The organism is Halospina denitrificans (assembly GCF_004364635.1).
GTDB lineage: Bacteria > Pseudomonadota > Gammaproteobacteria > Pseudomonadales > Oleiphilaceae > Halospina > Halospina denitrificans.
The window spans coordinates 182,144-206,603 of sequence record NZ_SOAX01000002.1 but is presented as its reverse complement, the minus strand read 5'-3'; the positions used below and the strand labels follow the sequence as shown (position 1 = coordinate 206,603).

The window sequence follows — 24,460 nt, the reverse complement described above, 5'->3', positions numbered from 1 at the left end:
TATGTCAATCCGAAAACTGCTGGGGAAAAACGACACGGCGCAGTGTCATCGGCTGCACGAACCGGATCAGGCCCTGCATATTGAGGATCTGACGGTGGCCTATGAGGGCAAGCCGGTTCTCTGGGATATTGACATCAACATCCCTCCCGGCGTCATGGCCGCCATCATCGGTCCCAATGGTGCCGGTAAGAGTACCCTGATCAAGGCGGTGCTGGGCCTGGTTCGTCCGACGGCTGGCCATATCTGTATCCACGGCCATCCACCGGCCGAATCATTGCGCCGGATAGCCTACGTACCACAGCGTTCCGCCGTGGACTGGGATTTCCCCACCACGGTGCTCGATGTGGTGATGATGGGGCGCTACGCCCACCTTGGCTGGTTCCGCTGGCCGGGGCGGCGTGAACGCAGGCATGCCATGGAGGCACTCGAGTCCGTGGGCATGGCGGAGCTTTCCCATCGCCAGATCAGTCAACTCTCGGGCGGTCAGCAACAGCGGGTATTTCTGGCACGGGCGATGGTTCAGGACGCCGATGTCTATTTCCTGGATGAGCCCATGGCGGGGGTGGACGCCACCACCGAGAAAACCGTGGTGCGTTTGCTGCAGGAGCTGCGCGACGCGGGTAAGACCGTGATCGTGGTCCACCACGACCTTCAGACCGTGCGTGATTATTTTGACTGGCTCGTGATCCTGAATGTGCGGGTGGTTGCGCAGGGGCGTGTTCCGGAGGTCTACACCGGCGAGAATCTTCGCCGTGCCTACGGCGGGCGCATCGCGCTTATTGACTCCGGAACCGGGGAGGATTCGAGCGGTGCGGTGGCCAGGGAGGCAAGCCGCTGATGCTGGAGCTGCTGGGAAATTTCACGGTCCAGACTGTTGTCATCGGCGCCGTATTTCTTGGCATCGCCAGTGGGCTGCTGGGCTGCTTCGCGGTCCTTCGCCAGCAGAGCCTGATGGGGGACACGCTGGCGCACGCGGCCCTTCCGGGCGTCTGCATCGGCTTTCTGATTGCCGGTTCCCGCCATCTTGGCTGGATCATGGCCGGGGCCCTGGGGACGGCAGTGGTCGCAGCGCTGTTTGTGCAGATGGTCACCCGTCACAGCCGGATCAAGACGGATGCCGGTCTGGGAATTGCGCTCTCCGTTTCATTCGCCCTCGGGGTGGTGCTGCTGACCTATATACAGGGCCAGTCAAACGCCTCCCAGGGAGGCCTGGACAGCTTTCTGTTCGGGCAGGCTGCCGCCACCCAGCGGGAGGATCTGTGGTTCATGGGCGGCGTAACCCTGGTCGCCCTGGTCCTGGTCATGCTGTGCTGGAAGCAGTTCAAGCTGGTTACCTTTGATCCCCTTTTTGCCGGTTCCATCGGGCTTCCCGTTGTTGTTCTGGAGTCGGTACTGACCAGCATGATCGCGCTCGCCGTGGTGGTAGGCCTGCAGATGGTGGGTGTGGTTCTGATGACGGCGATGGTGATCGCTCCCGCGGTGGCCGCGCGACAGTGGGTCAAGCAACTGCACCACATGGTGATCCTGGCCGTGGTGTTTGGCATTATCTCCGGCGTGATCGGCGTGCTCATCAGTGCATCCGTGCGCCACCTTGCTACCGGGCCGGTTGTGGTGCTCGTGATTTCCGCCATTGTGGCAGTGTCGATACTGCTGTCTCCGGGGCGGGGTGTTCTCTGGTCCTGGATCCACCGTCAGCGTGAGCGCCGCACCATTGGCCAGCGCCAGATGCTGACCACCATGTACAAGCTCGCGGCCCATCACGACGATCCCTATTATCCGGTCGAGCGCAGCATGCTGGACAGTTTCTATGGCGTCCGTACCGACGCGATCCTCAAGCGTCTTCACAATCAGGGCCATGTGGCCCCGGCAAGCCACATGCCCACCGAGGGCATCCACTGGACCCTGACGGATACGGGGTACAGCGAGGCCGTGCGGATCCTTCAGTCAATCGGAGCGGAACCCTCGCCATGATTGCGTCCTTCTTCCTGCAACCGGTGGCCATGATACTTCTGACCGGAGCGCTGGTGGCCGCCGCCGGCGCCCTGGTAGGTACCTTTCTGGTGCTGCAGCGCAACAGCATGCTGTCGGATGCCATCAGTCACTCCATTGTTTTCGGGATCGTGGTGGTCTGGTTACTGACCCATGCCCAGAGCGGCCCTGTCCAGATCCTGGGGGCAGCCCTGACGGGCGTCCTGACGGTTTTCCTGACGGAGCTGGTCGCCGGGACACGACGCGTGAAACGGGATGCGGCCATCGGGCTGGTCTTTCCCGCGCTCTTTGCGGCCGGGGTTCTGCTTCTGAACCTCTATGCCCGCGACGTGCACATTGATACGCATACCGTGCTGCTGGGTGAAATCGGCTTCGTCTGGCTTGATACCATGATGCTCGGGAGCCTGGAACTGCCCCAGGCGGTGGTCTGGATGAGTGTGGTAACGCTGGCCAACCTGATCTATGTGCTGATGTTCTATAAGGAACTCAAGCTGGCTACCTTTGACCCCCAGCTTGCCGCGGCGCTCGGGTTTGCACCTACGGCACTGTTCTACGTCCTTCTCGCGCTCACCAGCACCACGGCCGTGGCTGCCTTCGATGCCGTCGGGGCGGTGCTTTTCATCGCCTTTGTGATTGTGCCTCCGGCAACTGCCTACCTGTTGACGGATCGGCTGTCACTGATGCTGGTCTACAGCGTGCTGATCGGCGTTGCCTCAAGCCTTTCGGGTTACCCGGTTGCCGTGATGTTTGACGTATCGGTTGGGGGGACCATGGCGGCGATGACCGGCGTTTTCTTCCTGCTGGCATTTCTTCTGGGTCCCCGTCACGGTCTGCTGGGGCGTGAATGGCAGCGGCGCAGGGGGGAGTAGTAACCCCGGTTTTCATTTCTGATCAACAGAGTATAGTTAAAGCACAACACTTGACCACGGACCCGAAGGGGCCTCACGGAGGCAGGCTTGGCTGAGCGGTTGATTGATGACAGCGGGAAACCGCGCTTTGGGTTTCACGAGGCGCCCGTGGATGTTGTCAATTTCATGGATTACGACCTCAGGACACCCATGGATCGCCGCCGTTCAAGGCTGTCACGGCGCATGGGCTTCAACCAGTTCCAGTTTGTCGGCCTGATGGGGCCTGACTGGTGCGGGGGAGTGGCGATCGTCGACCTCAAGTGGCTCGCCCTTGCCTTTGTCTACATCTACGACATTCCCGAGCAACGCCTGCTTGAACGAAGCTTCCGGATGCCCCTGTCCATTGGCGTGCAGCTCGATAATCGGCCTGATAACGGCGCCGCCTGTTTCCGGCGGGGTTCCCACCAATTCCTGATTGAGCCGGGCTCCAGTGAGCGCGTGGTGACACTGGCGAGTGGCTCCGACCTGTCGGGTGAATTCCGTGTTGGCGGGCCGGGTTCCGGCAACCCACTGCGGGTCTGCTCGCCCGCCGGTTACCAGGGCTGGACCTATACCCAGAAGTGGGCGGGGCTCACGCTTGAAGGTCAACTCCAGTGGGGCGACAGGGTGTACAGGGCCACCGCCGATCATCATGCCTCGGTGGATTGGAGCTGCGGCTTTATGCGTCGGGAAACGGCATGGAACTGGGCCTGTCTCTCCGCCGTGGCAACCTCTGGTGAGGTGGTAGGGCTCAACCTGGCGACGGGTATCAATGAGAGCGGTGTCCTGGAGAACGCGCTCTGGGTCGACGGATGTCTTGAGTACCTGGGGCAGGCCCAGTTCCGTTTCGAACGCTATGATCACGATTCCCCCTGGTATGTGACCACACGGGACGGTCGGGTGGAGCTGTCTTTTTTTCCTCTGGGCCATCGCTCGGAAAGGGTCAATGCCGGACTGATCGCATCCAATTTCCGTCAGTTTTTCGGCCATTGTTACGGGATGCTTGTGACCGCTGACGGCCGGACCCTGACCATAGAAGGCAGCCTGGCCTTTATGGAGGACCACTATGCCCGCTGGTAAGGACGTTGTTGCATTCTATGACGAGCGCATGCTGGCTCATGAGCCGGACGTGGAGGTGCCTTTCCTCAAGGGGCGTCTGGACAAGCGTATTCGCGAGATACTTGCGGGTCTGAATATTCAATGGAAGTATCCGGAGCACCCGGGACGGCTGAAAGCCATACTGGACCTGCTGGAGCGCGACCCCATTGATGGGCTTCGGATGGAAGCCGGGCGGGCTGCCACTCGAGAGGAACTGGCCCGGGTCCATACCACCTCTTATCTGGATACGATTGAGGAGCTGCGAGGGCAGAATGCCTGGTTGGACGTTGATACGACAGCGGTCTCCGAAGGCAGTGTCCTGGCCGCCGAGGTTGCCGCTGGAACCGCCATTGCCGCGGTTGAGGCGGTGGTTGAAGGGCGTGCATCAAGCAGCTTTGCACTGGTGCGGCCGCCGGGGCACCATGCGGAACCGGTTCGGGCCCACGGGTTCTGCCTCTTCAATAACGTGGCGGTTGCCGCTGCTCACGCCCGGGCTGAGCTGGGCTGCGAGCGTGTCCTGATCCTGGACTGGGATGCCCATCACGGCAATGGCACCCAGGATATTTTCTGGGCAGACCCCAACGTGCTCTTCTTCGACATCCACAGGTCGGCTCCCTTCTACCCCGGCTCCGGGAAGCTGGAGGAGATCGGTGAGGGCTGGGGTGAGGGGGTCAACGTCAATGTTCCTGTCCCCGGCAGCACGGGGGATGTGGCCTATCTGAAAGCGTTGCGCGACATCTTCGTGCCCGCTGCCGAGTACTTCAAACCAGAGCTGATCCTGGTCTCCGCAGGCTTTGATGCTCATCGGTTCGATCTGGCGCTTAACGTAACCTATGAGGGATTTGCGGCTATGACGCGCATCCTGCAGGACCTGGCGGGCCGGCTCTGTGAGGGGCGGCTGGCCTTTGTGCTTGAGGGCGGGTACAACACCGAATCCCTCTCCCACGGGGTTCATGCGGTTTTGCGAACGCTGGCGGGCGAGGAGCCGCCTGAGCCGGGGGCAGCAGGAGTCCGGGAGGTGGAGGCAGCGGCCCGCTTCCATCGTGATGCTTTTTCAGCGCCGGATACCGACTATTAGAGGTTCAGGCGGGGCCATGTTAATGGCTGACCCAATGATCCGCTCCCACGAATATCAGCCGCAGGAACTGTGTGGTCTGTTGGCGGATACGGTTCAGCTGTTCATCGTCCTGCGGTGACACCGCGAGAATGTCAGTGAGGCTGAAGGCCACGGTTCGAACCACCAGATCGCAGGTCATGTAGAGGTCCGCGTCGCTGAGGTGCTCATCAAGGCGCAGGCGCCGAAGGTCGCTGGCCAGTTCGCTGGCGAAGAACTGCATTTCGCTGCGGATCCCTTCCTGTATCGCCTGGCTTTCGCCGGCGAGCCCCTGTGCCATGAAGGTAAAGAAGTTGCGATTGGCCTGGACGTGAGTGATGAAGATGGCCACGGACTCATCCATCAGTTTTTCCGCCTGAACCACGTTCGAGCGCGCCTCGCGCATCATCTGGCGCAACACCACAGCCAGCTCATCCACGAGCTGGAGGCCGAGATCGTCCATGTTGGTAAAGTGCCGGTAAAAGGAGGTTGGCACCACCTCCGCCTGGCGGGTGACCTCCCGAATCCCCAGGCTGGCAAAATGACGCCCGTTGCCAACCAGGGTCAGGGCGGCTTCCATCAGTTTCTCCCGGGTCTCTCCAGGCCTGCGTCTTTTCTGTGTCGTCATTCCCGTTTACCACAACATCTGGGTTCTGATGCGTCAGTGTACAGCGCGTTGTCCGCATTAGAAACGCAGGTGTTGACAGCCTGTCTACTCGGTGTGTACATTTGTTCACAAGATGTGAACACTTGTGCACATAGAGGAAAAAGCCATGCTTGCCAGCGTTTCCAGTCGCCAGTCCCTGAAGTGGATTGGCAGACAGATCTCCAACCGGGAAAACCCGGCGACCTATTTTGATCCGGTGCTGGAAACCCTGAATCCGCTCTGGGTTCAGCGCTACATCCCCGCACGAGTGGTTTCCATCACCAGCGAAACCCATGACAGTAAAACGCTGGTTCTGAAGCCTGCGCGGCGCTGGGGCGGTTTCCAGGCCGGTCAGCACCTGAACCTCGAAGTGGAAAAGAACGGCCGCTGGTACAGCCGGCCCTTCAGCGTCTCCTGTGCGCCGTCGCGCTGGGAGCGGGATGGCACCATCACGGTGACCATCAAGGAGGTACCGGACGGCGAGATTACCCCCTTCTTGCTTCACGAGTTCAAACCGGGGGACATCCTGGGCATCAGTAAGGCCTATGGGGGCGAACCCCTGCCGGAGCCGACGCAATCCGCCCTTTTTATCGCTGGCGGAAGCGGCATCACCCCGGTGCTGAGCCAGCTCGAGGCGCTGGCCGACCTGGGGCACAGCAATCCGCTCACCCTGCTGTATTTCGTGCGCACCAACGCGGATGTCATCGGGGCAGGAAGGTTGGAGGCACTCAGTAATCGTCTGCCCAATCTGACGGTCAGGGTTGTGGCTTCCCAGGCCGATCCGGAGAACCCGGAATTTCTGAACGAGTCCCATCTGTCGGCCGTTCCGGACCTGCAGTCCCGTCACTGCTTCGTCTGTGGCCCGCCCGGTCTCATGGACCAGGCCCAGGGTCTGCTCGAGGAAGCCGGTGTACCCGAAGAACAGGTTTACAGCACGCTCTTTGCCGTCGGTCCCGGCGTCGTGGTGACCGAGGGCGGTGGAGGCACGGTCCGGTTCGAGCGCAGTGGCCTGGAAGTGGAAAGCGAAGGCAACCGCCGTCTTCTGGAAGAGGCCGAAGCCGCCGGCCTCAATCCCCGTTATGGATGTCGCATGGGGATCTGTCACCAGTGCAGTTGCCGCAAGCACAGCGGTGTCGTGATCAACCAGCATACCGGGCAGGTATCCGGACATGGCGACGAACTGGTCCAGCTCTGCATTTCGGTCCCCCAGGGGCCGGTCAGCCTGGACCTGTAAACGAATTTCTCAATTACCTACTGCAAGGAGAATCACCATGCAGAAGCTCGACGAAGACCAGCTTGAAAATCTCGCGGCGGATCTGGACGCGATCCGCAATGAACAGATGGCCGATCTGGGCCAGCGTGACGCCGACCACATCCGGGGCATCATCCGCCTGCACCGGACCCTCGAATTCGGTGGCCGGGCCATGATGCCCCTGGGCATCATCCCGCCGTTCCTGCTGGCCGGTATGACCTCCCTGGGGCTCGCCAAGATCCTGGAGAACATGGAGATCGGCCACAATGTGATGCACGGCCAGTACGACTGGATGAACGACCCGGAGCTCAACTCCCAGACCTATGAGTGGGACACCATCTGTACCGCTGATTCGTGGAAGCGGACCCACAACTATGAGCACCACACCTATACCAACATCATCGGCAAGGACCGGGATTACGGCTATGCGGTGCTGCGCCTGGAAGACGAAACGCCCTGGCAGCCCAAGCATCTTCTGCAGATGATCAACTTCATCAACCTGAGCGTTTTCTTCCAGTGGGGTGTTGGCGTGCACGAGCTGGAGTTCGAGAACCTGCGCAGTGGCGATGTAACGCTCCGGGAGAAGGCGGAGTTCCTTCGGGATTTTGCCCGCAAGGGCGGCCGTCAGGTATTCAAGGACTATGTGTTCTTTCCGGTACTGACGCTGCCCGTAGCACCGGTCGTGATCGCAGGCAACGTCGGCGCCAACCTGATCCGCAACCTCTGGGCCTCCAGCGTGATCTTCTGCGGCCACTTCACCGAGGACGCGGAAAGCTTCACCGAGGAAGAGTGCGAGAACGAGAGCCGTGGCCACTGGTACCTGCGCCAGCTCACCGGTTCCAGCAACTTCACCGGTCCGGGCTGGGTCTACACCCTGAGCGGGCACCTGAGTCACCAGATCGAGCACCACGTGTTCCCGGATATCCCGGCGTACCGTTATCCCGAGATCTCTCCGCAGGTCCAGGCCGTCTGCGAGAAGTACGGCCTGCACTACAACTCGGCGAGTCTGCCGCGCCAGTACGCGACCGTCGTCAAGCGCGTGGCGGCGTTCTCGCTGCCGGACCGGATGCGCGAGCGGCTGTTCCCGGAATTCAACGAGGACGGTGGCCAGGTGGTAAACCAGGACAATACCCGCTCCCTGGTCAGCCGCCTGCGCAACCGCGTGAGCAACAGGCTCTCTGCGGCGGCCTGATCTAGCGCAGTTCGCCCATCCAGAAATTCATCGGCTTGGCCGTCTCCTCGGCCTGGTCGATGTCCTTCCAGGGGTAATGGGTCCGCAGCTCCGGCACGGGCTTGTAACCCCGCTTTTTCCAGAAGTCATCCAGTGGCTGGTAGCCTTCCGGTCGCAGCGGATGATCCGACGGTCTCTCAACCGCACAGAAGCAGCAGAAACGGAAGTCGCCGAGTTCACGGGCATGGGCTTCACGTTCCCCGAAAAAGCGCACGCCGATTCCCTGTCCCCGGTACTCCGGTAACAGCACGGATTCCCCGAAGTAGAAGATGCTCGCGGGATCATAACCCTGGTCCACGAATGGCTGGATGAAGGCCTCTTCCTCGTCCTCCAGTGGCAGCCCTGTAGCGGCACCCACCACCTGTTCCCCATCCCGTGCCAGTACGAGGACGCTGCGTGGTGATTGGACGTAGGTGTCCAGGTACTGCTCCTCGTAGGCCATGTCACCGTCATAGAGGTAGGGCCATTCACGGAAGACCCGGATCCTGAGATCGGCGACCTGCCGGACCCAGGGGCGGATTGCGTCACCGCTGACACGTTCGAGCCGTACTGCCATTCGCTGTTGCCTCCCGGAGGCTGATGAATCAGTGCTATCCGGGAATGGATCCTACCTGATCAGGCGTTGCCGAAGAAACGCTCCAGCACACCGGCCTGGCGTATGCCTGGGACCGGCAGGCCCGCGTACTCCTCCATGGCTCGTTTCCAGTAGTGCTCGGGATCATCCATGGCGGCCGCCTGCTCCCGTTCTGAAGTATTGAAAGAGTTGCGCTCGCCGCCTAAGCCCGCCTCAATGAGGTCGAGGGCCCAGAGGTAGACCGTCGCGCGGATCAGGCGCAGCAGGTCGGAGTAGGTCTCGCGGTTGATGGCAATCGACAGGTCAGTGGACAGGTTGATCCTTGTCTGCAGTTCACGCATTTCGTCGGCGGAGAGGGCATGCTGGATGAAGCTGTCCTTGCGGTAGCGGAGACAGGTCTTCTCCAGGCTGCGGAGACCGTCCCTCAGGTCCATGTGCGCTTCCTTCCGGTTCTGTTCCTCGCTGACCGGAGCCGGTATCCAGCCGTACTGGGGCGATCGCGTCATCAGGTGACCGGGGAGGTCCAGCCGGTAGTCGGGCAGCTCCGCGTCCTCGCTGTAACCGGCGAATTCGTTCTGCAGCCAGTTGCCCATCTTACGGTTGCGGAGCATCAGCGCGAGGGTGATTGATGCGGGCAGGACCTCCTCCAGCGGGTCCTGGGCATCCCTGACGCGCTGTTCCAGTGAATCAACAGGTGCTCCCATGACATGTCTCCTTATTGTCTGGCGATCGAGCCCGGCCAGGGGGTGGCGGACCCTTTCGTTCTTGTTGTTGGTTTGCGTTCTGCGTTTAGCAAGATGTAATGAACATCATAAAACCACGCTAGGTAAGGCCGGGAGGGGAATCAACTGGACAGATGTTGATTATCTGTAACACATTGTCAGTAGGGCCATCGGGGCGTTCCATTCGGGGCCTGCTGTTGTGGAAAGAAAATACTAAATTAGTGTTGTCTAAATACCTTTGGGCTCTTAATGTTGACGGGGATAGGGTCTGTTTCCGGAAAAAGGCCGACACATCATTGGGAGGACGGGTTATGCGATTCAGGTCAATCATCATGGGTCTGGCGACGGCGCTGCTGATGGCAGTGGCGGGCTCAGCAACGGCGGAAGACACCGACATCACCATCCGGGTATTGAGCAAGGATGCCAAGTTCATCGGAACGAGTATGGGGGGCATGCGGGTTACGCTCCGTGACGCACACACCGGTGAACTGCTCAGTGAAGGCGTCACCGCCGGGGGCACCGGTGATACCAGCAAAATCATGCACAAGGACGGTGGTCGCAGGATCCTCATGGCGGATGACTCGGCGGCCTCCTTTGAAACCACCCTTGACCTGGAAGAGCCGCGCCTGGTCGAGGCGGAAGTCTACGGGCCACTCGGTCAGCCCCAGGCCGCTCACAGGGCCAGCGCCACCCAATGGGTAATCCCGGGCGGTGACCTGTCCGTGGGTGATGGCTGGGTGATTGAGTTGCCGGGCTTTGTTGTCAATATTCTTGAGCCGGCTGCTGCCCAAGGTTGGTCGAGCGCTGAAATGGACAGCGTCAAGGTAACCGCGAACGTGATGATGATGTGTGGCTGCCCCATTACGCCCGATGGGCTCTGGGATGCCAACCGTTATGAGGTTGGCATGACCGTGACGCGTGACGGTGAAACGGTGGCCGAACAGTCCATGAACTATGCCGGCAAGGCGAGTCACTTCGAGGGTGAGGTTCCCGTGGATGAGGCGGGTGTCTATGAGGTGACAGTTCATGCCTATGACCCACACAATGGCAACACTGGCGTCGACAGGACAACGCTGAAAGTCCAGTAAACCGGAATCGGGCCTTGTCGCGTACTCCGGTAGAAAGTGCTGGATTCAACCGGATCCGGGGAATGCGATGAGACCCGTTACACGGAGACAACTGCTGGAAATCATGGGCGCGGGGGCAGCCCTTGCTGCCTTCCCGGCACTGGGCGCTGTCGATTCCAGGCCTTCTGAACCTATCCGTAAGCCGATCCCCGGCACCGATGAGGCGCTGACGGTGATTGGCATGGGCACCTGGCAGACCTTTAACGTTGGCAGCGATCCCCAGTTGCGCGCTGACCGCACACGGGTCCTGGAGAGCTTCTTCGCCAATGGTGGTGAAGTAGTGGACTCCTCGCCCATGTACGGTTCCTCGCAGGAAGTGCTTGGCCATGCTTTGGATGAGCTGGGTAATGATGGCGGACTGTTCGCAGCGGACAAGGTCTGGACCCGGGATGGGGAGGCAACCCGGGAGCAGTTCAGGCAGACCGCCTCAAGATGGAACCTGGATACCATTGACCTGATGCAGGTGCATAACCTGCTTTCCTGGGAGCCCCATCTGGAAACCCTGAAGACCATGAAGGCCGAAGGGAAGGTGCGATATATCGGCATTACCACTTCCCATGGCCGGCGTCACCGGGAAATCGAGCATATCCTGGAAAGCCAGGATATTGATTTTGTTCAGCTCACCTACAGCCTCGCCAACCGGGACGTGGAGCAACGCCTCTTGCCGCTTGCCCGTGATAAGGGCATTGCGGTCATTGCCAACCGCCCCTTTGAGGGCGGATACCTGATCAACCGCCTCCAGGGACGTAATGTCCCGCTGCCGGATTGGGCGGGTGAAATTGGCTGCCATAACTGGCCCCAGCTCCTGCTCAAATTCATTGTCTCCCACCCGGCGGTTACCTGCGCCATCCCCGCGACGACACAGGTTGAGCATATGCGCGAGAACATGGGGGCGGCTCGTGGGGCGTTACCGGACGCGGCCATGCGCCGTCGTATGATCGACGCACTCGACTCGGTCTAGGCCCATGCTCGGCGAACTGGATACCTACACTGTCAGCCAGTTTATCCCCATGACGCCGGAAGTGTATTTCCGGCTTTTTGAGCGGTTGAACGAAGCGGTCTGGCCCTGGCAGGTGCCGGTGTTCGCGGCGGCAGTCATTGCACCGTTCCTTCTATGGCGGGGGCGTGGCCTCAGTGCCGCCGTTTTGATGGCCCTCTGCTGGTTCTGGGTGGCCGCCGTTTTCCAGTTTTACTTCCATGCTGAGCTCAACTGGGCCGGTCCGTACTTCGGCTGGGCCTTCGTCCTGCAGGGCTTACTGGTGCTGATTGCCGGCGCCCGCGGCAGGTTGCCTGGCACCTCCGGGGTGCGGGCCATGATCGGCGCCGGTTTGATGGGGTTTGCACTCGTTCTCTACCCCCTGCTGGGGCCGCTGACCGGTCGCTCCTGGGCCGGGCTTGAACTCGCGGGCACTGCGCCGGACCCGACGGCCATGCTTACCCTGGGGCTGCTGCTGGTACCAGTGCGGGTTCCATGGCTGTTAGTGCCGATCCCTGTGATCTGGTGTCTGTACAGCGGCGCAACCTGGTGGGCGCTGGGATGGGCGCCAGGGCTCGTCAATATCGTGGCTGTGCTGATTTTTCTTTTGAGTCTTCCTTTCAGGAATCGGTGACGTCTGTCATGGCATCATTCGGTTCCGGGATTTCCCGCTTCCAGTGCCTTTTCGAGTTCCTCCGGGTCCATCACGTAGACCTGGTTTCTGCCCGCGCGTTTGGCTTCGTAGCAGGCCTTGTCGGCGGAATGAAGAATGGCGGAGGCATTCATCTGGAGGCTGCTGAGCTCGACCAGTCCAATGCTGGCGCTCAGTTGAAAGGTGTCGTTGTTCCAGTGGAACTCAAAGGCGGCCACGTTGCGGCGAATCTGCTCCGCGATCCGTTGGGCTGCGTTCAGGGGGCAATAGTTCAGGATCAGTGCGAATTCATCGCCGCCGAGACGGGCGAGCACGTCGCCTTCGCGTAACTGCATGCGCAGGATCTGGCAGAGTTGGATAAGGCACTGGTCGCCCGCCGCGTGGCCGCAGGAATCGTTCACTTCCTTGAAGTAATCAAGATCCACGAAGCACAGGACGTGTCTTGAGTGCTCTGTCTGGCACGCGTCCAGAACCATGTTCAGCCGTCGCTTGAAGTCCCGCCGGTTGATGAGGCCCGTGAGTGCGTCATGAGTGGCTTCATAGGTCAGTTCGGCGACGCGCGTCTGTTCCTCGGAAACATCCTCTACGACCAGGATCAGATCGGCAGGACGCTTGCCATGGCTATTCATGGTGCTGAATGTGTAGCGCAGGCACAGCTGCCGACTGTCCGGACCATTCCAGGCGCTGTCCATGGTGACTTCCCTGCGCCCGCCTTCCAGCTCGTCACGGATTTGGGGCAGTGATACGGGGTATTCCATGAGTGTCGACAGCGGCGCGCCAATGAGGTCATCTCCGGTAAGACTGAATGTGTCACAGAGACGTGTATTGGCCGATTGGATCAGCCCATTCTGGCCGATACGGGCCATCCCGACACCGGCGTGTTCAAGTGTATTGCGTAGTTGGCGCTCCGAGCGTTCGAGGCGGCGCGCTGCCCACCAGACCAGGCACATGGTCAGGATGCCAGCCAGCGCCAATGTGGCTACCACGCTGATGAACACCATCCGGTTGAGCCAGCGGTCCGCAGCACCAAGGCTTTCCAGAAAATCGGTCTCCAGTTCATGCAGGCGGGCATTCAGGGTATTGAGTTCCGACTGGAATTCGTCGATCTGCTCTGGCGTAATCGCTCCGTGCTCAAGCAGGTTGGTTATTTCCTGAAGCCGCAGAATATAGGGGTCCGTTTCCTGCCAGATGGTAACCGCGTTGCGCATGTGGCTGACATGCGAGAAGTTCTGGAACAGCCAGATGAGGCGTGGGACGTCGTTCGGGTGATTGCCGCCCTGCAGAAAACCACGCCTCGCTTTGGATGGATCAGGGGGAGAGGCCTGCAGGGCCTGGCGTGCGTTGAGGTCGCCGATGGGAACGGCAATTCCCTCCTTGGCCCGTTCCAGATCCTCGGGCCTTCCGGTTTCCATGTAGCGATCCAGGTAGAACACCACATCCTGGCGCCCCTTGGACCACAGGCTTTCGCCAGTGACATAGGCCCTGAGGCCTGTCTTTACCTCAAGTACGGCGTAGGTGGTCAGCATCGTGAGCAACAGCAGGATCAGGATGCTGCTGATGCCGGCGATCACCACATAGGGGGCTGAGGACCCCTGGCCCTTAGCGCGGCGGAGCAAGCGTGTCCGTTGCTGGATTCGGGCAAACAGTGAGGCACCCATGGGCGGATACTCCCGGAAATAGGCTAGTCCTTGCTGAAAGTCACGATAGCAGCTTTGTCCTCAGTGTTGAGTCACAGTTTGTGACGGGGTTTCATTGTTTCAGGTGATGCTCGAGCGCCCTTGACGCAATCTCGAAAGACCGTTTTCGTGGTTCATGATCGTGGATCTGGCCGGTCACAATGATCTCGTCCGCGGCGGTCCTCTCCAGGAAACCATTGATCCAGGAATCAACCTGCCGGGGGGTGCCCACGGCCGACTCCTTGAGAGCGTGTCGTGCCATGCGCCGTTCCGCGGCATTGCCAAGGCTGTCCGGGTCATCAACGGGCGGCTGAAGGGGGCCGGGGGTGCCACGCGTCAGGGCAATGAACTGCTGTTCCATGGAGGTCATCAGCCGGCGTGCCTCGGTTTCGTCATCGCTGGCAAAGACATTGATGGCCGCCGCCGCATAGGGGGTCTCCAGGAAGCGCGAGGGCTGGAACTGGGTGCGATAGACTTGAAGCGCCTCATCCAGCATATCCGGTGCGAAATGGGAGGCAAAGGCGTAGGGCAGCCCCATGGCCGCGGCCAGCTGCGCACCGAAAAGGCTGGAACCAAGAATCCAGACCGGAACCCGTGTCCCTGCGCCCGGCACAGCCTGGATCCGTTGCCCTGGTTGGACCGGCTCCAGGTAATGGATCAGTTCCTCAACGTCCTGGGGAAAGCGGTTGGCGGCGGTATGATCGCGGCGCAGGGCCCTCAGCGTCTCCTGATCGGTACCCGGCGCCCGTCCCAGGCCCAGATCAACACGGCCGGGATAGAGGGCCTCAAGGGTGCCGAATTCCTCGGCAACCACCAGAGGCGCGTGGTTGGGCAGCATCATTCCGGCCGCGCCCACGCGGATGTGCTCCGTGCCGGCGGCGATGAAACCCAGCGCCACTGGTGTTGCGGCGCTGGCGATGCCCGTCATGTTGTGATGTTCCGCCATCCAGAACCGCCTGTATCCAAGCGTCTCGGCATGTCGGGCCAGGTCCAGGGCGTTGAGGAGGGCGTCGCGCGCGGTGCTCCCCTGGTTGATGGGGGCCAGGTCAAGCAGGGAGTAGGCCTGCATAGTAGCTCCGTCTTCTGTGTGTCCGCCAAGGGTATCCCGGCGGTTACATTTCCGGCAATAACTGTGGAAACTGTCCTCTTCGCAAGGGGACTCTGCGTCTGTAGTATGCCCCTGTTTCCAGCGTGGCCCCTTATGAGGCCCGAATTACAGGGTAAGGAGTGCGTGAATTGGATTTCCTGCTCGAAGTAACGCTGTTCCTGCTGGCCGCGGTGATTGCAGTCCCGGTTTTCCAGTGGCTCGGTTTTGGGGCGGTGTTGGGCTATCTGGTCGCTGGTGTTGTCATGGGGCCGTCGCTCTTTGGCGTCATTGATGACGTTGAGAGCATGCTGCAGTTTTCGAAGATCGGCGTGGTACTGCTGCTCTTTCTGGTGGGCCTGGAGCTGGCCCCACAACGCCTCTGGGTGATGCGCCACAACATATTCGGCCTGGGCATGGCAGGGGTTCTCGTCTGCGCGTTGCCGATCGGCCTGGTCGCATTCTGGAGCTTTGGGCTTGACTGGCAGGCGTCGCTGATAGTCGGGCTGGGTCTTTCCTTTTCCTCAACGGCCTTTGCCATGCAGGTGCTGGCCGAGCACAACGAGATGTCCTCTCCCCATGGGCGCAGCGCCTTTGCCATGCTGCTGTTCAAGTACATTGCGCTGCTTCCCCTGCTGGCGGCCATTCCGCTGATGAGCGAGGGCAGCAGTGCCTCCATGTCGCCCGGCGACGTGGCACTGGCCATTGTCCGCACCCTGGCCGTGCTGGTCGCGGTTATTGTCGGTGGCCATTACCTGCTTCGCCCCGTATTCCGGACGGTCGCCAGGGTGGGCGCGCGGGAAACCTTCACGGCAACCGCGTTGCTGATTGTTCTGGGCGTGTCCCAGATCCTCAAGATGGCCGGTATGCCCATGGAGCTTGGCGCCTTCCTCGCTGGTGTCCTGCTCGCCGACTCCGAGTACCGGCACGAGATCCACGTCTCCATTGAGCCCTTCAAGGGGCTGCTCATGGGGCTTTTCTTCATGTCCGTTGGCATGTCCGCGGATCTGCATATGTTGGCGGATATGCCTGGCCTGATCTTTGGGATTACCGGGGCGGTGCTGGTACTCAAGATGGTACTGATCTATGCCACGGGGCGGGCAGGCGGTATGGACGGGCGTTCGTCGAGGGCACTGGCGGCGCTTATGCCCCAGGGGGGCGAATTGGCGTTCATCCTGTTCTCGATGGCAGCCGTTTATGGCGTGATGGGGGAAATGACAACGGATGTCCTGATTGCGGTAGTAATCCTGACCATGGCGGCCACGCCCTTTACCGTACTGTTCAATCGCAGGGTGGTGGATCCCTTGCTTGCAAGCGACGTCATTGATAATCGCCCCTACGACGCCGTGGACCAGGACGAGGAAAAACCCAAGGTCCTGATCTGTGGTTTCGGTGGATTCGGGCAGATGGTCGGCCGGCTGTTGCACAGTGCCAATATTCCCTTCTCGGCCCTGGACTCCAACCCGCTGCAGGTCGACTTTATCCGGCGTTACGGTCACCGCATCTATTATGGGGATCCGGCCCGGGTGGATCTGCTCAAGTCCGCGGGTGCCGCGGATGCCGAGGCCATTATCGTGGCCGTTGAGAATGCGGAATACTCCATGCGGATCGTGGATCATATCCGGCGCAACTTTCCCTGGGTGCCGGTTTATGCCCGGGCCCGTAACCGCCAGCATGTATGGCGCCTTATGGACCTGGGGTGCCGGGTCATAACCCGGGAGACGCTGGCGGGCAGTCTTAATATGGGCGAGCAGCTCCTGCAGATTTTCGGCTGGGACGAGGAGGAAGCCAGGGAGTCCGTGGAGCATTTCCGTCAGCATGACGAAGAGCAGCTGCGCAAGTACTACGCGATCCACCAGGAAGAGGGCAGCCGTAATCCCAGCGACCAGGAGATCATCGACGAGCTGGAGGGGCTGTTCGAATCCGACGAGGCGGAATCCATCGATCCGGAAGGCCTTCACCAACCCGATACCTGACCGCGACCGGGCCGCTCGCCCAAGGCTTAACAAAGTCCGCGCTTTCGCCTACTGTTACCCCCTTATCAACAACAATAATGCAGTGACAGAACGGAGACGGTATGGCGGAACAGGCGGACGTCATCATTGTAGGGGCCGGTATTGCCGGCCTGGTGGCAGCAACGGAACTGGCCGATGCCGGGCGCCGGGTCCTGGTCGTGGAGCAGGAGTCGGAACAGAACCTTGGCGGCCAGGCATTCTGGTCGCTCGGCGGGCTACTCTTCGTGGACTCGCCGGAACAGCGCCGCATGGGCATCAAGGATTCGCCGGAACTGGCCTGGCAGGACTGGCTGGGAACCGCGGGCTTTGATCGGGAGGAGGACTACTGGCCCCGGCGTGTTGCCGAGGCCTATGTGGACTTCGCCGCTGGAGAGAAGCGCGCCTGGCTGCGCGAGATGGGCCACCGGGTTTTCCCCGTGCTCGGCTGGGCAGAACGCGGCGGCTATGACGCCTGCGGGCATGGCAACTCGGTGCCACGCTTTCACATTACCTGGGGCACGGGCCCGGGGATCGTGGAGCCCTTTGAGCGGCGGGCCCGGGAGGCCGAGCGCGAGGGGCTGATCCGCTTCCTTTTCCGCCATCGCGTTGACGAGATTCTTGCCACCGACGGGCATATTGATGGGGTCCGGGGCATGGTCCTGGCGGATGACCACTCTGAGCGTGGGGTGGAGAGCAATCGGAACGAGCAGTCTGAATTCGAGTATCGCGCCCAGGCAGTGATCGTGGCCTCCGGAGGTATCGGGGGGAACCACGATCTGGTGCGCAAAAACTGGCCAGAGCGCCTTGGGAAGCCCCCGAAGCACATGGTCTCCGGGGTGCCGGCCCATGTGGATGGGCGCATGCTGGGCATCACTGAACAGGCCGGTGGGCGCATCATCAACCGTGACCGCATGTGGCATTACGTCGAGGGCATCCAGAACTGGGATCCGATCTGGCCGATGCACGGCATCCGTATTCTCCCCGGTCCTTCCTCGCTCTGGTTCGATGCTGAAGGACGCCGGTTCCCCGCGCCCCTGTACCCCGGTTCCGATACCCTGGGGCAACTCGCGCATATCCAGGCCAGTGGCTACGAGTACAGCTGGTTCATTCTGGACCAGAGCATCATCAAGCGGGAGTTCGCGTTGTCGGGCTCGGAGCAGAACCCGGATATTACCGGCAAGAGCTGGATGCAGACCCTGAAGCGCCCCTTCGGGAAGAAGGGCACCGGGCCCGTCGAGGCCTTCAAGGAGCATGGCGCGGACTTCGTGGTCCGGGACAACATCGAGGACCTGGTCAGGGGCATGAACGAGCTCAGTGGTGACCATTTGCTCGACCCCGCCGATATACGGCGCCAGATCGAGGCCCGGGACCGGGAGCTAGACAACGACTTCACCAAGGACTTTCAGGTGATGGCTATGCACAACGCCCGGCGTTTTACGGGCGATAGGATTGTGCGCACGGCCAAACCCCACCGGATACTGGACCCGGCTCATGGCCCGCTCATCGCCGTCAGGCTCAATATACTGACGCGCAAGACGCTGGGTGGGCTCGAGACCGATCTTGAGGCCCGCGTGCTGAACGAGCAGGGTGAGGCTGTGCCGGGCCTGTACGCTGTGGGTGAGGCGGCAGGCTTTGGCGGCGGGGGCATGCACGGCTACCGGGCGCTGGAAGGAACCTTCCTGGGCGGCTGCCTGTTCTCAGGACGTAATGCCGGGCGTGCCGCAGCGAAGGCGGTTATTTAGCGGGCTCTGGTTCCGCTTTGCAAAGTGGGCAGCCATCGTCCGTCTCGATGGCGCCGCCGCTTTCCACGTAACGGATGCGGTGTCGGGCGGAACCACGGTTGCGGCTGACCTGGTAGCGTCTTGCTTCCCCGGATTGCCCCTGGTGCGGGTCTTTTGGGTGTTCAGTCGCAGCAGTCATCGGGCTCCTCCTTCATCAAGTAGCGCCTCAGCTTTGGAATACCAAGAATAACGAGAATGGCGAGCGCTAACCATTCAACAGCAGCGGGCACCCATTCCTGAACAGCGCTCACGGATGTGAGGATGTCCAGATCCAGTACCCCAATGAGCCAGTCCGTCGCCAGACCAACGCCCACAGTACTCAATATGATGCCGGTCAGATAGAATCCAAGGGCGGGGAGGCCCATTTCACGCCGGAAAACCGCAAGGGTGGCAAGGCTGGTGACAGGGCCGGCCAGCATCAGGACCAGTGCCGTTCCGGGGCTGAGCCCTTCCAGCATCAATGCGGCTGCGACAGGCGTCGTGGCTGCTGCGCAAAGATAGAGTGGTATACCGATTACCGCCATCAGCAACATGGGCCCAATGCCGCTGCCGAGCACGGCCAGCCCCTCGGGCGGGGTCAGCGTCATCAGGATTCCGGCCACGGCCAGGCCGATAACAATCCAGAGGCTGATGTCGTCCAGCATATCCGAGAAGGCGTAGCGCAGCCCGTAACGCAGCCCGGGTGCGGCACCGGTATCCTGGGTGGTGTCGCAGCTGTCGTCGCTGCAGCCGCCGCATTCTGCTGATGCCGCTGTCACCGCCCGGGGCGATGACGGGCTCATGGCGGTGAGAAGGCCGGTAGTGACCGCGGCAATAACGGCTCCGACTGCTCGTGCCACCATCATGAATGGCCCCATGAGCGCCAGTGTTATCGACAGTGAATCGAGACCAGCGCCCGGCGTTCCGACCAGAAAGGAGGTTGTCGGTCCCCGTCCGGCACCGCCGCGATAGAGCGTAAGGGCCGTGGGAATCGCCCCGCAGGAACACATGGGCAGGGGCAGGCCCAGCACCGCTCCCCGGAGGATCGGCATGAAACCGGTGCCGCTGAGCCATTGCTGGATCAGGCGTTCCGGGACCAGGCCTTTGACCAGACCCGCCACAATCAGCCCAAAAAGCAGCCAGGGCGCGGCCAGCAGCGTCAGTTCCAGGATGGCTTCAGGGATCATCATCATAGTGTCAGTGTACCGCAGGATGGGGTGATATGGTGTTGCGGATTGGGAGACCGGATTCCGTAAATTGAGCCTGGCATCCCTTTCTGGTAGTCTGTCATCCCATCTTGAGACGTCGTCTCCCTCCTCATAACAGGCAACCTGGCAAATACGGGATTCGCATGACGCGCTATATTTTTGTCACCGGCGGGGTTGTGTCCTCGCTCGGGAAGGGTATTGCATCCGCTTCGCTGGCGGCGATTCTGGAAGCCCGCGGGCTGACGGTAACCATCCTCAAGCTGGACCCCTACATCAACGTTGATCCGGGTACCATGAGTCCCTTCCAGCACGGTGAAGTTTTTGTCACCGATGATGGCGCGGAGACGGACCTGGACCTCGGCCACTACGAGCGCTTCATCCGAACGACCATGAGCCGCCGCAACAACTTCACCAGCGGGCGTGTCTATGAGGAGGTCATCCGCAAGGAGCGCCGTGGCGACTACCTTGGTGGTACCGTCCAGGTCATTCCCCATATTACCGATGAAATCAAGCGCCGCATCGTGGAAGGCGCGGGCAATGTGGACGTGGCCCTTGTCGAGATTGGTGGCACCGTGGGCGACATCGAATCCCAGCCCTTCCTTGAGGCGACCCGTCAGCTTCGTGTGGAAGTGGGGCCGCAGCGCGCACTCTTCATGCACCTGACCCTCGTCCCCTATATTGCGACGGCCGGCGAAATCAAGACCAAGCCGACCCAGCACTCCGTGAAGGAGATGCGCTCCATCGGTCTGCAGCCGGACATCCTGCTGTGCCGCTCTGAGCACGAGGTGGACGCCCCCTCGCGCCGCAAGATCGCCCTCTTCACCAACGTGGAGGAGCGCGCCGTCATTCCGCTCTGCGACGCCCCCAGTATCTACGCCGTTCCCCGGGTTCTGCACGAAATGGGCCTGGACCAGCTGATTGTTGACCGGTTCAACCTGGAGGCCGGGCCCGCGGACCTGTCCGAGTGGGACAGGGTCTTCGATGCGGAGCAGAACCCGGAGCAGGAAATCACCATCGCCATGGTCGGCAAGTACATGGAACTGCTGGATGCCTACAAGTCGCTCATAGAAGCCCTGAACAACGCCGGCCTGCAGACCCGGACCAAGGTCAACATGACCTATGTGGATTCCGAGGATATCGAGCGTGATGGTACCGACGCGCTTGAAGGCGTGGACGGCATCGTCGTTCCCGGGGGCTTTGGCGAGCGTGGCGTGGAAGGCAAGATCAGCGCCGTGCGCTACGCCCGGGAAAAAATGATCCCCTATCTCGGGATCTGCCTGGGCATGCAGGTTGCCGTCATTGAGTATGCCCGCAATATTGCCGGCCTCTCCGGCGCCCACAGCACCGAATTCCGCAAGGACTCGCCGTACCCCGTGGTGGGCCTGATCACCGAATGGGTCAACGAATCCGGTGAGGTCGAGGAACGGGCGGAAGACTCGGACCTGGGCGGCACCATGCGCCTGGGCGCCCAGGACTGCCGCCTGGTGGCGGACAGCACTGCCTATCATTGTTACGGCAGGGAACTGATCCGGGAGCGCCATCGTCACCGTTACGAGGTCAATAACAACCTGCTGCCGCGACTGAAAGACGCGGGGCTGCGCGTTGCCGGCGTCTCCGGGGACGGCGGACTGGTGGAAATCGTGGAAGTGCCGGATCACCCCTGGTTCGTGGCCTGCCAGTTCCACCCGGAATTCACGTCAACACCCCGTGACGGGCACCCCCTTTTCGAGGGATTCGTGGGCGCGGCTCTCAAGCATCACCGTGAGCCCTGACACATCAACCAAGGTACAGGGAGTTGCGACATGCCCAGAGCCAGCATCGACATTGCCGACCTGACCATCGCCAATGACCGCCCCTTCACGCTTTTCGGGGGCATGAACGTACTCGAATCCCGGGACCTCGCCCTGGAAGTGGCGCACGCCTACCACGACGCCACCCAGCGTCTCGGCATCCCCTACGTCTTCAAGGCCTCCTTCGACAAGGCCAACCGCTCATCCATGCACTCCTTCCGGGGCCCCGGCCTCGAGAAGGGCCTCGCGATCCTGGAAGAAATCCGCACCCGCTACCAGATCCCGGTCCTCACGGACGTCCACGAACCCCACCAGGCGGCGCCCGCGGCGGAAGTCTGCGACGTCATCCAGCTCCCCGCCTTCCTCAGCCGCCAGACCGACCTGGTCGTAGCCATGGCCCGGACCGGCGCCGCCATCAACGTCAAAAAAGCCCAGTTCCTGGCGCCGCACGAAATGAGCCACATCATCAGCAAGTGCGAAGAAGCCGGCAACGACCGCGTCATCCTCTGCGAACGCGGCACCAGCTTCGGCTACAACAACCTGGTCGTCGACACGCTCGGCTTCGGCGAAATGAAAAAACTCGGCGCCCCCGTCTTCTTCGACGTCACCCACGCCCTCCAGATGCCCGGGGGCAGGGCAGACTCCGCCGGCGGCCGCCGCGAACAGGTCACCGAACTGGCCCGAGCCGGCCTCTCCCAGGGCCTCGCCGGCCTCTTCCTGGAAGCCCATCCAGACCCGGACCAGGCCAAATGCGACGGCCCCTGCGCCCTGCGCCTCAACCAGCTGGAACCCTTCCTGGAACAGCTGAAACAACTGGATGACCTGATAAAAAGCTTTAAACCGTTGGATACCGCCTGAGAAAAGTTACGGTCCTCGCTTTTTTGGGCGGATTGCAGAAATGATTGGGGAGTGGTCGGGGACCGCTTTCCGGGAAGCTCCGGAGCCATGGATGGCGGAGGGCAGCCTACAGGGACGTACTTGTGGCGATTCCCGGAAAGCGGTCCCCGACCACTCCTGCACTGAGTCACCATCTACTTGAAACTGAAATGAATCGACCGTTGATTCACTGATAAAAGAGGTTGAACGGATGACAGCAATAGCAGACGTGAAAGCCCGCGAAGTCCTCGATTCCCGCGGCAACCCCACAGTAGAAGCCGACGTAATCCTCAAGACCGGCGAAATCGGCAGCGCCTGCGCCCCCTCCGGCGCCTCCACCGGCTCCCGAGAAGCCCTCGAACTGCGCGACAAAGACCCCAACCGCTACCTCGGCAAAGGCGTCCAGACCGCCGTCGGCGCCGTCAACGGCCCCATCCGCGACGCCCTCAAGGGCCTTAACGCCACCGACCAGCGCGCCCTCGACAACGTCATGCTCGAACTCGACGGCACCGACAACAAACAGAAGCTCGGCGCCAACGCCATCCTCGCCGTCTCCCTGGCAGCGGCCAAGGCCGCGGCCACCGCGCGCAACAAGCCGCTGTTCGAACACATCGCCGAACTCAACGGCGCCCCGGGCCGCTTCTCCATGCCCGTGCCCATGATGAACATCCTCAACGGTGGTGAACACGCCGACAACAACGTGGATATCCAGGAATTCATGATCCAGCCCGTCTCCGCGCCCAGCTTCCGAGAAGCATTGCGTTGCGGCGCCGAGGTGTTCCACAGTCTCAAGAAGGTCCTCAAGAACAAGGGCCTGAACACCGCCGTAGGCGACGAAGGCGGCTTCGCCCCCAACCTGCCCTCCAACGAAGCAGCGCTTGAGGTCATCCGCGAGGCTGTGGAAGGCGCCGGCTACAAGCTCGGCACCGACGTCACCCTGGCACTGGACTGTGCCTCATCCGAGTTCTTCAGCGATGGCGTCTACGATCTCAAGGGCGAGGGCAAACAGTACAACGCGGCCGAGTTCAGCGATTACCTGGCGGGCCTGTGCGACCGTTTCCCGATCCTCTCGATCGAGGACGGCATGGACGAGGGCGACTGGGATGGTTGGAAAACCCTGACCGAGCGGCTGGGCGATCGTGTCCAGCTGGTGGGCGATGATCTCTTCGTCACCAACACGCGCATCCTCAAGGAAGGTATCGAGAAGGGCGTCGCAAACTCCATACTGGTGAAGTTCAACCAGATCGGAAGTCTCACCGAAACACTTGACGCAATTCGCATGGCACAGGATGCTGGCTATACTGCGGTTATATCCCACCGTTCCGGCGAGACCGAGGATACGACCATTGCCGATCTGGCGGTGGCAACCAATGCCGGGCAGATCAAGACCGGCTCCCTCTGTCGTTCGGACCGGGTGGCTAAATACAATCAGCTGTTGCGCATTGAAGAACAGCTGGGCGAGCGTGCGCTTTACCGCGGGCGTTCCGAAATCAAAGGGCAGGGCGACTGATACGCCCTGGGCCCACTGGGAGAGTGGTCACTCATGAAGTGGTTATGGGGCATTATGGCTGTGCTGATCCTGCTGCTGCAGGTCCGGCTCTGGACGGGCGAGAACAGCCTCATCCAGGCCTGGGACCTGCATGAGCAGATCGAGCAGCAGAAGGAGATCAACGCTGGGCTGGAAGCCCGTAATGCCGAGCTCTTTGCCGAAGTGAACAACCTCGGTGATGGGTCAAGGGCCATCGAGGAGCGTGCCCGGGTCAATCTCGGCATGGTCCGTGAGGATGAGACCTTCTTCCTGGTGGTCGATCCCTGAGTCCCTCCA

Annotated in this window: 23 protein-coding genes; 16 read left to right on the top strand and 7 right to left on the bottom strand. The window is 61.3% G+C overall.

Translation table 11 applies throughout. The features are described 5' to 3' along the window. The first annotated feature begins 1 nt into the window (after position 1). The 5 genes from DES49_RS04600 to DES49_RS04580 all read left to right on the top strand — a co-directional run bounded on the left by DES49_RS04600 (position 2) and on the right by DES49_RS04580 (position 5,052). The gene (locus tag DES49_RS04600) at positions 2 to 838 is read left to right on the top strand and encodes a metal ABC transporter ATP-binding protein (RefSeq protein WP_133735215.1); all 837 of its coding nucleotides are present in this window, start codon (positions 2 to 4) and stop codon (positions 836 to 838) included. Further along, on the top strand, positions 838 to 1,971 hold the full coding sequence (locus DES49_RS04595; RefSeq protein ID WP_133735214.1) for a metal ABC transporter permease: 1,134 nt from the start codon (positions 838 to 840) through the stop codon (positions 1,969 to 1,971). The genes DES49_RS04600 and DES49_RS04595 overlap by 1 nt, the downstream gene beginning before the upstream one ends. Beyond that, entirely contained in the window at positions 1,968 to 2,858 is an 891-nt protein-coding gene (locus DES49_RS04590) for a metal ABC transporter permease (RefSeq protein ID WP_133735213.1), read from the top strand. Before DES49_RS04595 ends, DES49_RS04590 begins: the two co-directional genes overlap by 4 nt. 87 nt (positions 2,859 to 2,945) lie before the next feature. Continuing rightward, positions 2,946 to 3,956, top strand: coding sequence for a DUF2804 domain-containing protein (locus DES49_RS04585; RefSeq protein ID WP_133735212.1), 1,011 nt, complete (start codon positions 2,946 to 2,948; stop codon positions 3,954 to 3,956). Beyond that, positions 3,943 to 5,052, top strand: a complete 1,110-nt coding sequence (locus tag DES49_RS04580) for a histone deacetylase family protein (RefSeq protein ID WP_133735211.1) — start codon at positions 3,943 to 3,945, stop codon at positions 5,050 to 5,052. The genes DES49_RS04585 and DES49_RS04580 overlap by 14 nt, the downstream gene beginning before the upstream one ends. A 19-nt stretch (positions 5,053 to 5,071) precedes the next feature. Here DES49_RS04580 and DES49_RS04575 read toward each other — a convergent pair whose 3' ends face one another. Next, complete coding sequence (locus DES49_RS04575) at positions 5,072 to 5,695, bottom strand: TetR family transcriptional regulator (protein ID WP_133735210.1); 624 nt, start codon at positions 5,693 to 5,695, stop codon at positions 5,072 to 5,074. A gap of 145 nt (positions 5,696 to 5,840) precedes the next feature. Between DES49_RS04575 and DES49_RS04570 the strand changes: the two genes are divergently transcribed. Next, the gene (locus DES49_RS04570) at positions 5,841 to 6,947 is read left to right on the top strand and encodes a ferredoxin reductase (protein WP_133735209.1); all 1,107 of its coding nucleotides are present in this window, start codon (positions 5,841 to 5,843) and stop codon (positions 6,945 to 6,947) included. 37 nt (positions 6,948 to 6,984) lie between these two features. Next, on the top strand, positions 6,985 to 8,157 hold the full coding sequence (locus DES49_RS04565) for a fatty acid desaturase family protein (RefSeq protein ID WP_133735208.1): 1,173 nt from the start codon (positions 6,985 to 6,987) through the stop codon (positions 8,155 to 8,157). A gap of 1 nt (position 8,158) precedes the next feature. On the opposite strand, the gene DES49_RS04560 is transcribed toward DES49_RS04565, so the two are convergent. Beyond that, on the bottom strand, positions 8,159 to 8,752 hold the full coding sequence (locus DES49_RS04560) for a GNAT family N-acetyltransferase (RefSeq protein ID WP_133735207.1): 594 nt from the start codon (positions 8,750 to 8,752) through the stop codon (positions 8,159 to 8,161). Positions 8,753 to 8,811: 59 nt separating this feature from the next. After that, on the bottom strand, positions 8,812 to 9,474 hold the full coding sequence (locus DES49_RS04555; protein WP_133735206.1) for an AbiTii domain-containing protein: 663 nt from the start codon (positions 9,472 to 9,474) through the stop codon (positions 8,812 to 8,814). Positions 9,475 to 9,803: 329 nt separating this feature from the next. Between DES49_RS04555 and DES49_RS04550 the strand changes: the two genes are divergently transcribed. From DES49_RS04550 to DES49_RS04540, 3 genes are all read left to right on the top strand, one after another. Beyond that, positions 9,804 to 10,580, top strand: coding sequence for a hypothetical protein (locus DES49_RS04550; RefSeq protein ID WP_243864892.1), 777 nt, complete (start codon positions 9,804 to 9,806; stop codon positions 10,578 to 10,580). Positions 10,581 to 10,647: 67 nt separating this feature from the next. Beyond that, positions 10,648 to 11,580, top strand: a complete 933-nt coding sequence (locus DES49_RS04545) for an aldo/keto reductase (RefSeq protein ID WP_133735205.1) — start codon at positions 10,648 to 10,650, stop codon at positions 11,578 to 11,580. Positions 11,581 to 11,584: 4 nt separating this feature from the next. Further along, on the top strand, positions 11,585 to 12,229 hold the full coding sequence (locus tag DES49_RS04540; RefSeq protein ID WP_133735204.1) for a DUF6064 family protein: 645 nt from the start codon (positions 11,585 to 11,587) through the stop codon (positions 12,227 to 12,229). A gap of 14 nt (positions 12,230 to 12,243) precedes the next feature. Here DES49_RS04540 and DES49_RS04535 read toward each other — a convergent pair whose 3' ends face one another. Then, the gene (locus DES49_RS04535; protein ID WP_133735203.1) at positions 12,244 to 13,905 is read right to left on the bottom strand and encodes a sensor domain-containing diguanylate cyclase; all 1,662 of its coding nucleotides are present in this window, start codon (positions 13,903 to 13,905) and stop codon (positions 12,244 to 12,246) included. 91 nt (positions 13,906 to 13,996) lie between these two features. Continuing rightward, positions 13,997 to 14,992 (bottom strand): LLM class flavin-dependent oxidoreductase, encoded by a 996-nt coding sequence (locus DES49_RS04530; protein WP_133735202.1) that lies wholly within the window; start codon positions 14,990 to 14,992, stop codon positions 13,997 to 13,999. Between the two features lie 167 nt (positions 14,993 to 15,159). Here DES49_RS04530 and DES49_RS04525 point away from each other — a divergent pair, with 167 nt between their 5' ends. Both DES49_RS04525 and DES49_RS04520 read left to right on the top strand, forming a co-directional pair. Further along, positions 15,160 to 16,983: a monovalent cation:proton antiporter-2 (CPA2) family protein gene (locus DES49_RS04525; protein WP_166645986.1), complete on the top strand. Its 1,824-nt coding sequence runs from the start codon at positions 15,160 to 15,162 to the stop codon at positions 16,981 to 16,983. Between the two features lie 101 nt (positions 16,984 to 17,084). Continuing rightward, the gene (locus DES49_RS04520) at positions 17,085 to 18,743 is read left to right on the top strand and encodes an FAD-binding dehydrogenase (protein WP_133735200.1); all 1,659 of its coding nucleotides are present in this window, start codon (positions 17,085 to 17,087) and stop codon (positions 18,741 to 18,743) included. Here DES49_RS04520 and DES49_RS04515 read toward each other — a convergent pair. Both DES49_RS04515 and DES49_RS04510 read right to left on the bottom strand, forming a co-directional pair. Beyond that, on the bottom strand, positions 18,736 to 18,921 hold the full coding sequence (locus tag DES49_RS04515) for a hypothetical protein (protein ID WP_133735199.1): 186 nt from the start codon (positions 18,919 to 18,921) through the stop codon (positions 18,736 to 18,738). The two genes, DES49_RS04520 and DES49_RS04515, sit on opposite strands and share 8 nt — an antisense overlap. Further along, on the bottom strand, positions 18,905 to 19,951 hold the full coding sequence (locus DES49_RS04510; RefSeq protein ID WP_424955223.1) for an SO_0444 family Cu/Zn efflux transporter: 1,047 nt from the start codon (positions 19,949 to 19,951) through the stop codon (positions 18,905 to 18,907). Before DES49_RS04510 ends, DES49_RS04515 begins: the two co-directional genes overlap by 17 nt. A 161-nt stretch (positions 19,952 to 20,112) precedes the next feature. Here DES49_RS04510 and DES49_RS04505 point away from each other — a divergent pair, with 161 nt between their 5' ends. The 4 genes from DES49_RS04505 (at position 20,113) to ftsB (ending at position 24,451) form a co-directional block, all read left to right on the top strand. Next, positions 20,113 to 21,741, top strand: a complete 1,629-nt coding sequence (locus DES49_RS04505) for a CTP synthase (RefSeq protein WP_133735198.1) — start codon at positions 20,113 to 20,115, stop codon at positions 21,739 to 21,741. Between the two features lie 30 nt (positions 21,742 to 21,771). After that, the gene (gene kdsA, locus DES49_RS04500) at positions 21,772 to 22,617 is read left to right on the top strand and encodes a 3-deoxy-8-phosphooctulonate synthase (RefSeq protein ID WP_133735197.1); all 846 of its coding nucleotides are present in this window, start codon (positions 21,772 to 21,774) and stop codon (positions 22,615 to 22,617) included. Positions 22,618 to 22,846: 229 nt separating this feature from the next. Then, a complete protein-coding gene (gene eno / locus DES49_RS04495; RefSeq protein ID WP_133735196.1) occupies positions 22,847 to 24,145 on the top strand; it encodes a phosphopyruvate hydratase in 1,299 nt (432 codons plus the stop codon). A gap of 33 nt (positions 24,146 to 24,178) precedes the next feature. Next, entirely contained in the window at positions 24,179 to 24,451 is a 273-nt protein-coding gene (ftsB, locus tag DES49_RS04490) for a cell division protein FtsB (protein WP_133735195.1), read from the top strand. Positions 24,452 to 24,460: the final 9 nt, after the last annotated feature.

What these genes read in the sequence shown, in the direction of transcription:
- DES49_RS04560 (WP_133735207.1), bottom strand. Translation starts at nt 8,752, where the DNA reads ATGGCAGTACGGCTCGAACGTGTCAGCGGTGACGCAATCCGCCCCTGG.
- kdsA (WP_133735197.1), top strand. Translation starts at nt 21,772, where the DNA reads ATGCCCAGAGCCAGCATCGACATTGCCGACCTGACCATCGCCAATGAC.
- DES49_RS04515 (WP_133735199.1), bottom strand. Translation starts at nt 18,921, where the DNA reads ATGACTGCTGCGACTGAACACCCAAAAGACCCGCACCAGGGGCAATCC.
- DES49_RS04510 (WP_424955223.1), bottom strand. Translation starts at nt 19,951, where the DNA reads ATGATGATCCCTGAAGCCATCCTGGAACTGACGCTGCTGGCCGCGCCC.
- DES49_RS04590 (WP_133735213.1), top strand. Translation starts at nt 1,968, where the DNA reads ATGATTGCGTCCTTCTTCCTGCAACCGGTGGCCATGATACTTCTGACC.
- DES49_RS04565 (WP_133735208.1), top strand. Translation starts at nt 6,985, where the DNA reads ATGCAGAAGCTCGACGAAGACCAGCTTGAAAATCTCGCGGCGGATCTG.
- DES49_RS04555 (WP_133735206.1), bottom strand. Translation starts at nt 9,474, where the DNA reads ATGGGAGCACCTGTTGATTCACTGGAACAGCGCGTCAGGGATGCCCAG.
- eno (WP_133735196.1), top strand. Translation starts at nt 22,847, where the DNA reads ATGACAGCAATAGCAGACGTGAAAGCCCGCGAAGTCCTCGATTCCCGC.
- DES49_RS04580 (WP_133735211.1), top strand. Translation starts at nt 3,943, where the DNA reads ATGCCCGCTGGTAAGGACGTTGTTGCATTCTATGACGAGCGCATGCTG.
- DES49_RS04550 (WP_243864892.1), top strand. Translation starts at nt 9,804, where the DNA reads ATGCGATTCAGGTCAATCATCATGGGTCTGGCGACGGCGCTGCTGATG.
- DES49_RS04540 (WP_133735204.1), top strand. Translation starts at nt 11,585, where the DNA reads ATGCTCGGCGAACTGGATACCTACACTGTCAGCCAGTTTATCCCCATG.
- DES49_RS04520 (WP_133735200.1), top strand. Translation starts at nt 17,085, where the DNA reads ATGGCGGAACAGGCGGACGTCATCATTGTAGGGGCCGGTATTGCCGGC.
- DES49_RS04600 (WP_133735215.1), top strand. Translation starts at nt 2, where the DNA reads ATGTCAATCCGAAAACTGCTGGGGAAAAACGACACGGCGCAGTGTCAT.
- DES49_RS04535 (WP_133735203.1), bottom strand. Translation starts at nt 13,905, where the DNA reads ATGGGTGCCTCACTGTTTGCCCGAATCCAGCAACGGACACGCTTGCTC.
- DES49_RS04570 (WP_133735209.1), top strand. Translation starts at nt 5,841, where the DNA reads ATGCTTGCCAGCGTTTCCAGTCGCCAGTCCCTGAAGTGGATTGGCAGA.
- DES49_RS04595 (WP_133735214.1), top strand. Translation starts at nt 838, where the DNA reads ATGCTGGAGCTGCTGGGAAATTTCACGGTCCAGACTGTTGTCATCGGC.
- DES49_RS04545 (WP_133735205.1), top strand. Translation starts at nt 10,648, where the DNA reads ATGAGACCCGTTACACGGAGACAACTGCTGGAAATCATGGGCGCGGGG.
- ftsB (WP_133735195.1), top strand. Translation starts at nt 24,179, where the DNA reads ATGAAGTGGTTATGGGGCATTATGGCTGTGCTGATCCTGCTGCTGCAG.
- DES49_RS04505 (WP_133735198.1), top strand. Translation starts at nt 20,113, where the DNA reads ATGACGCGCTATATTTTTGTCACCGGCGGGGTTGTGTCCTCGCTCGGG.
- DES49_RS04575 (WP_133735210.1), bottom strand. Translation starts at nt 5,695, where the DNA reads ATGACGACACAGAAAAGACGCAGGCCTGGAGAGACCCGGGAGAAACTG.
- DES49_RS04530 (WP_133735202.1), bottom strand. Translation starts at nt 14,992, where the DNA reads ATGCAGGCCTACTCCCTGCTTGACCTGGCCCCCATCAACCAGGGGAGC.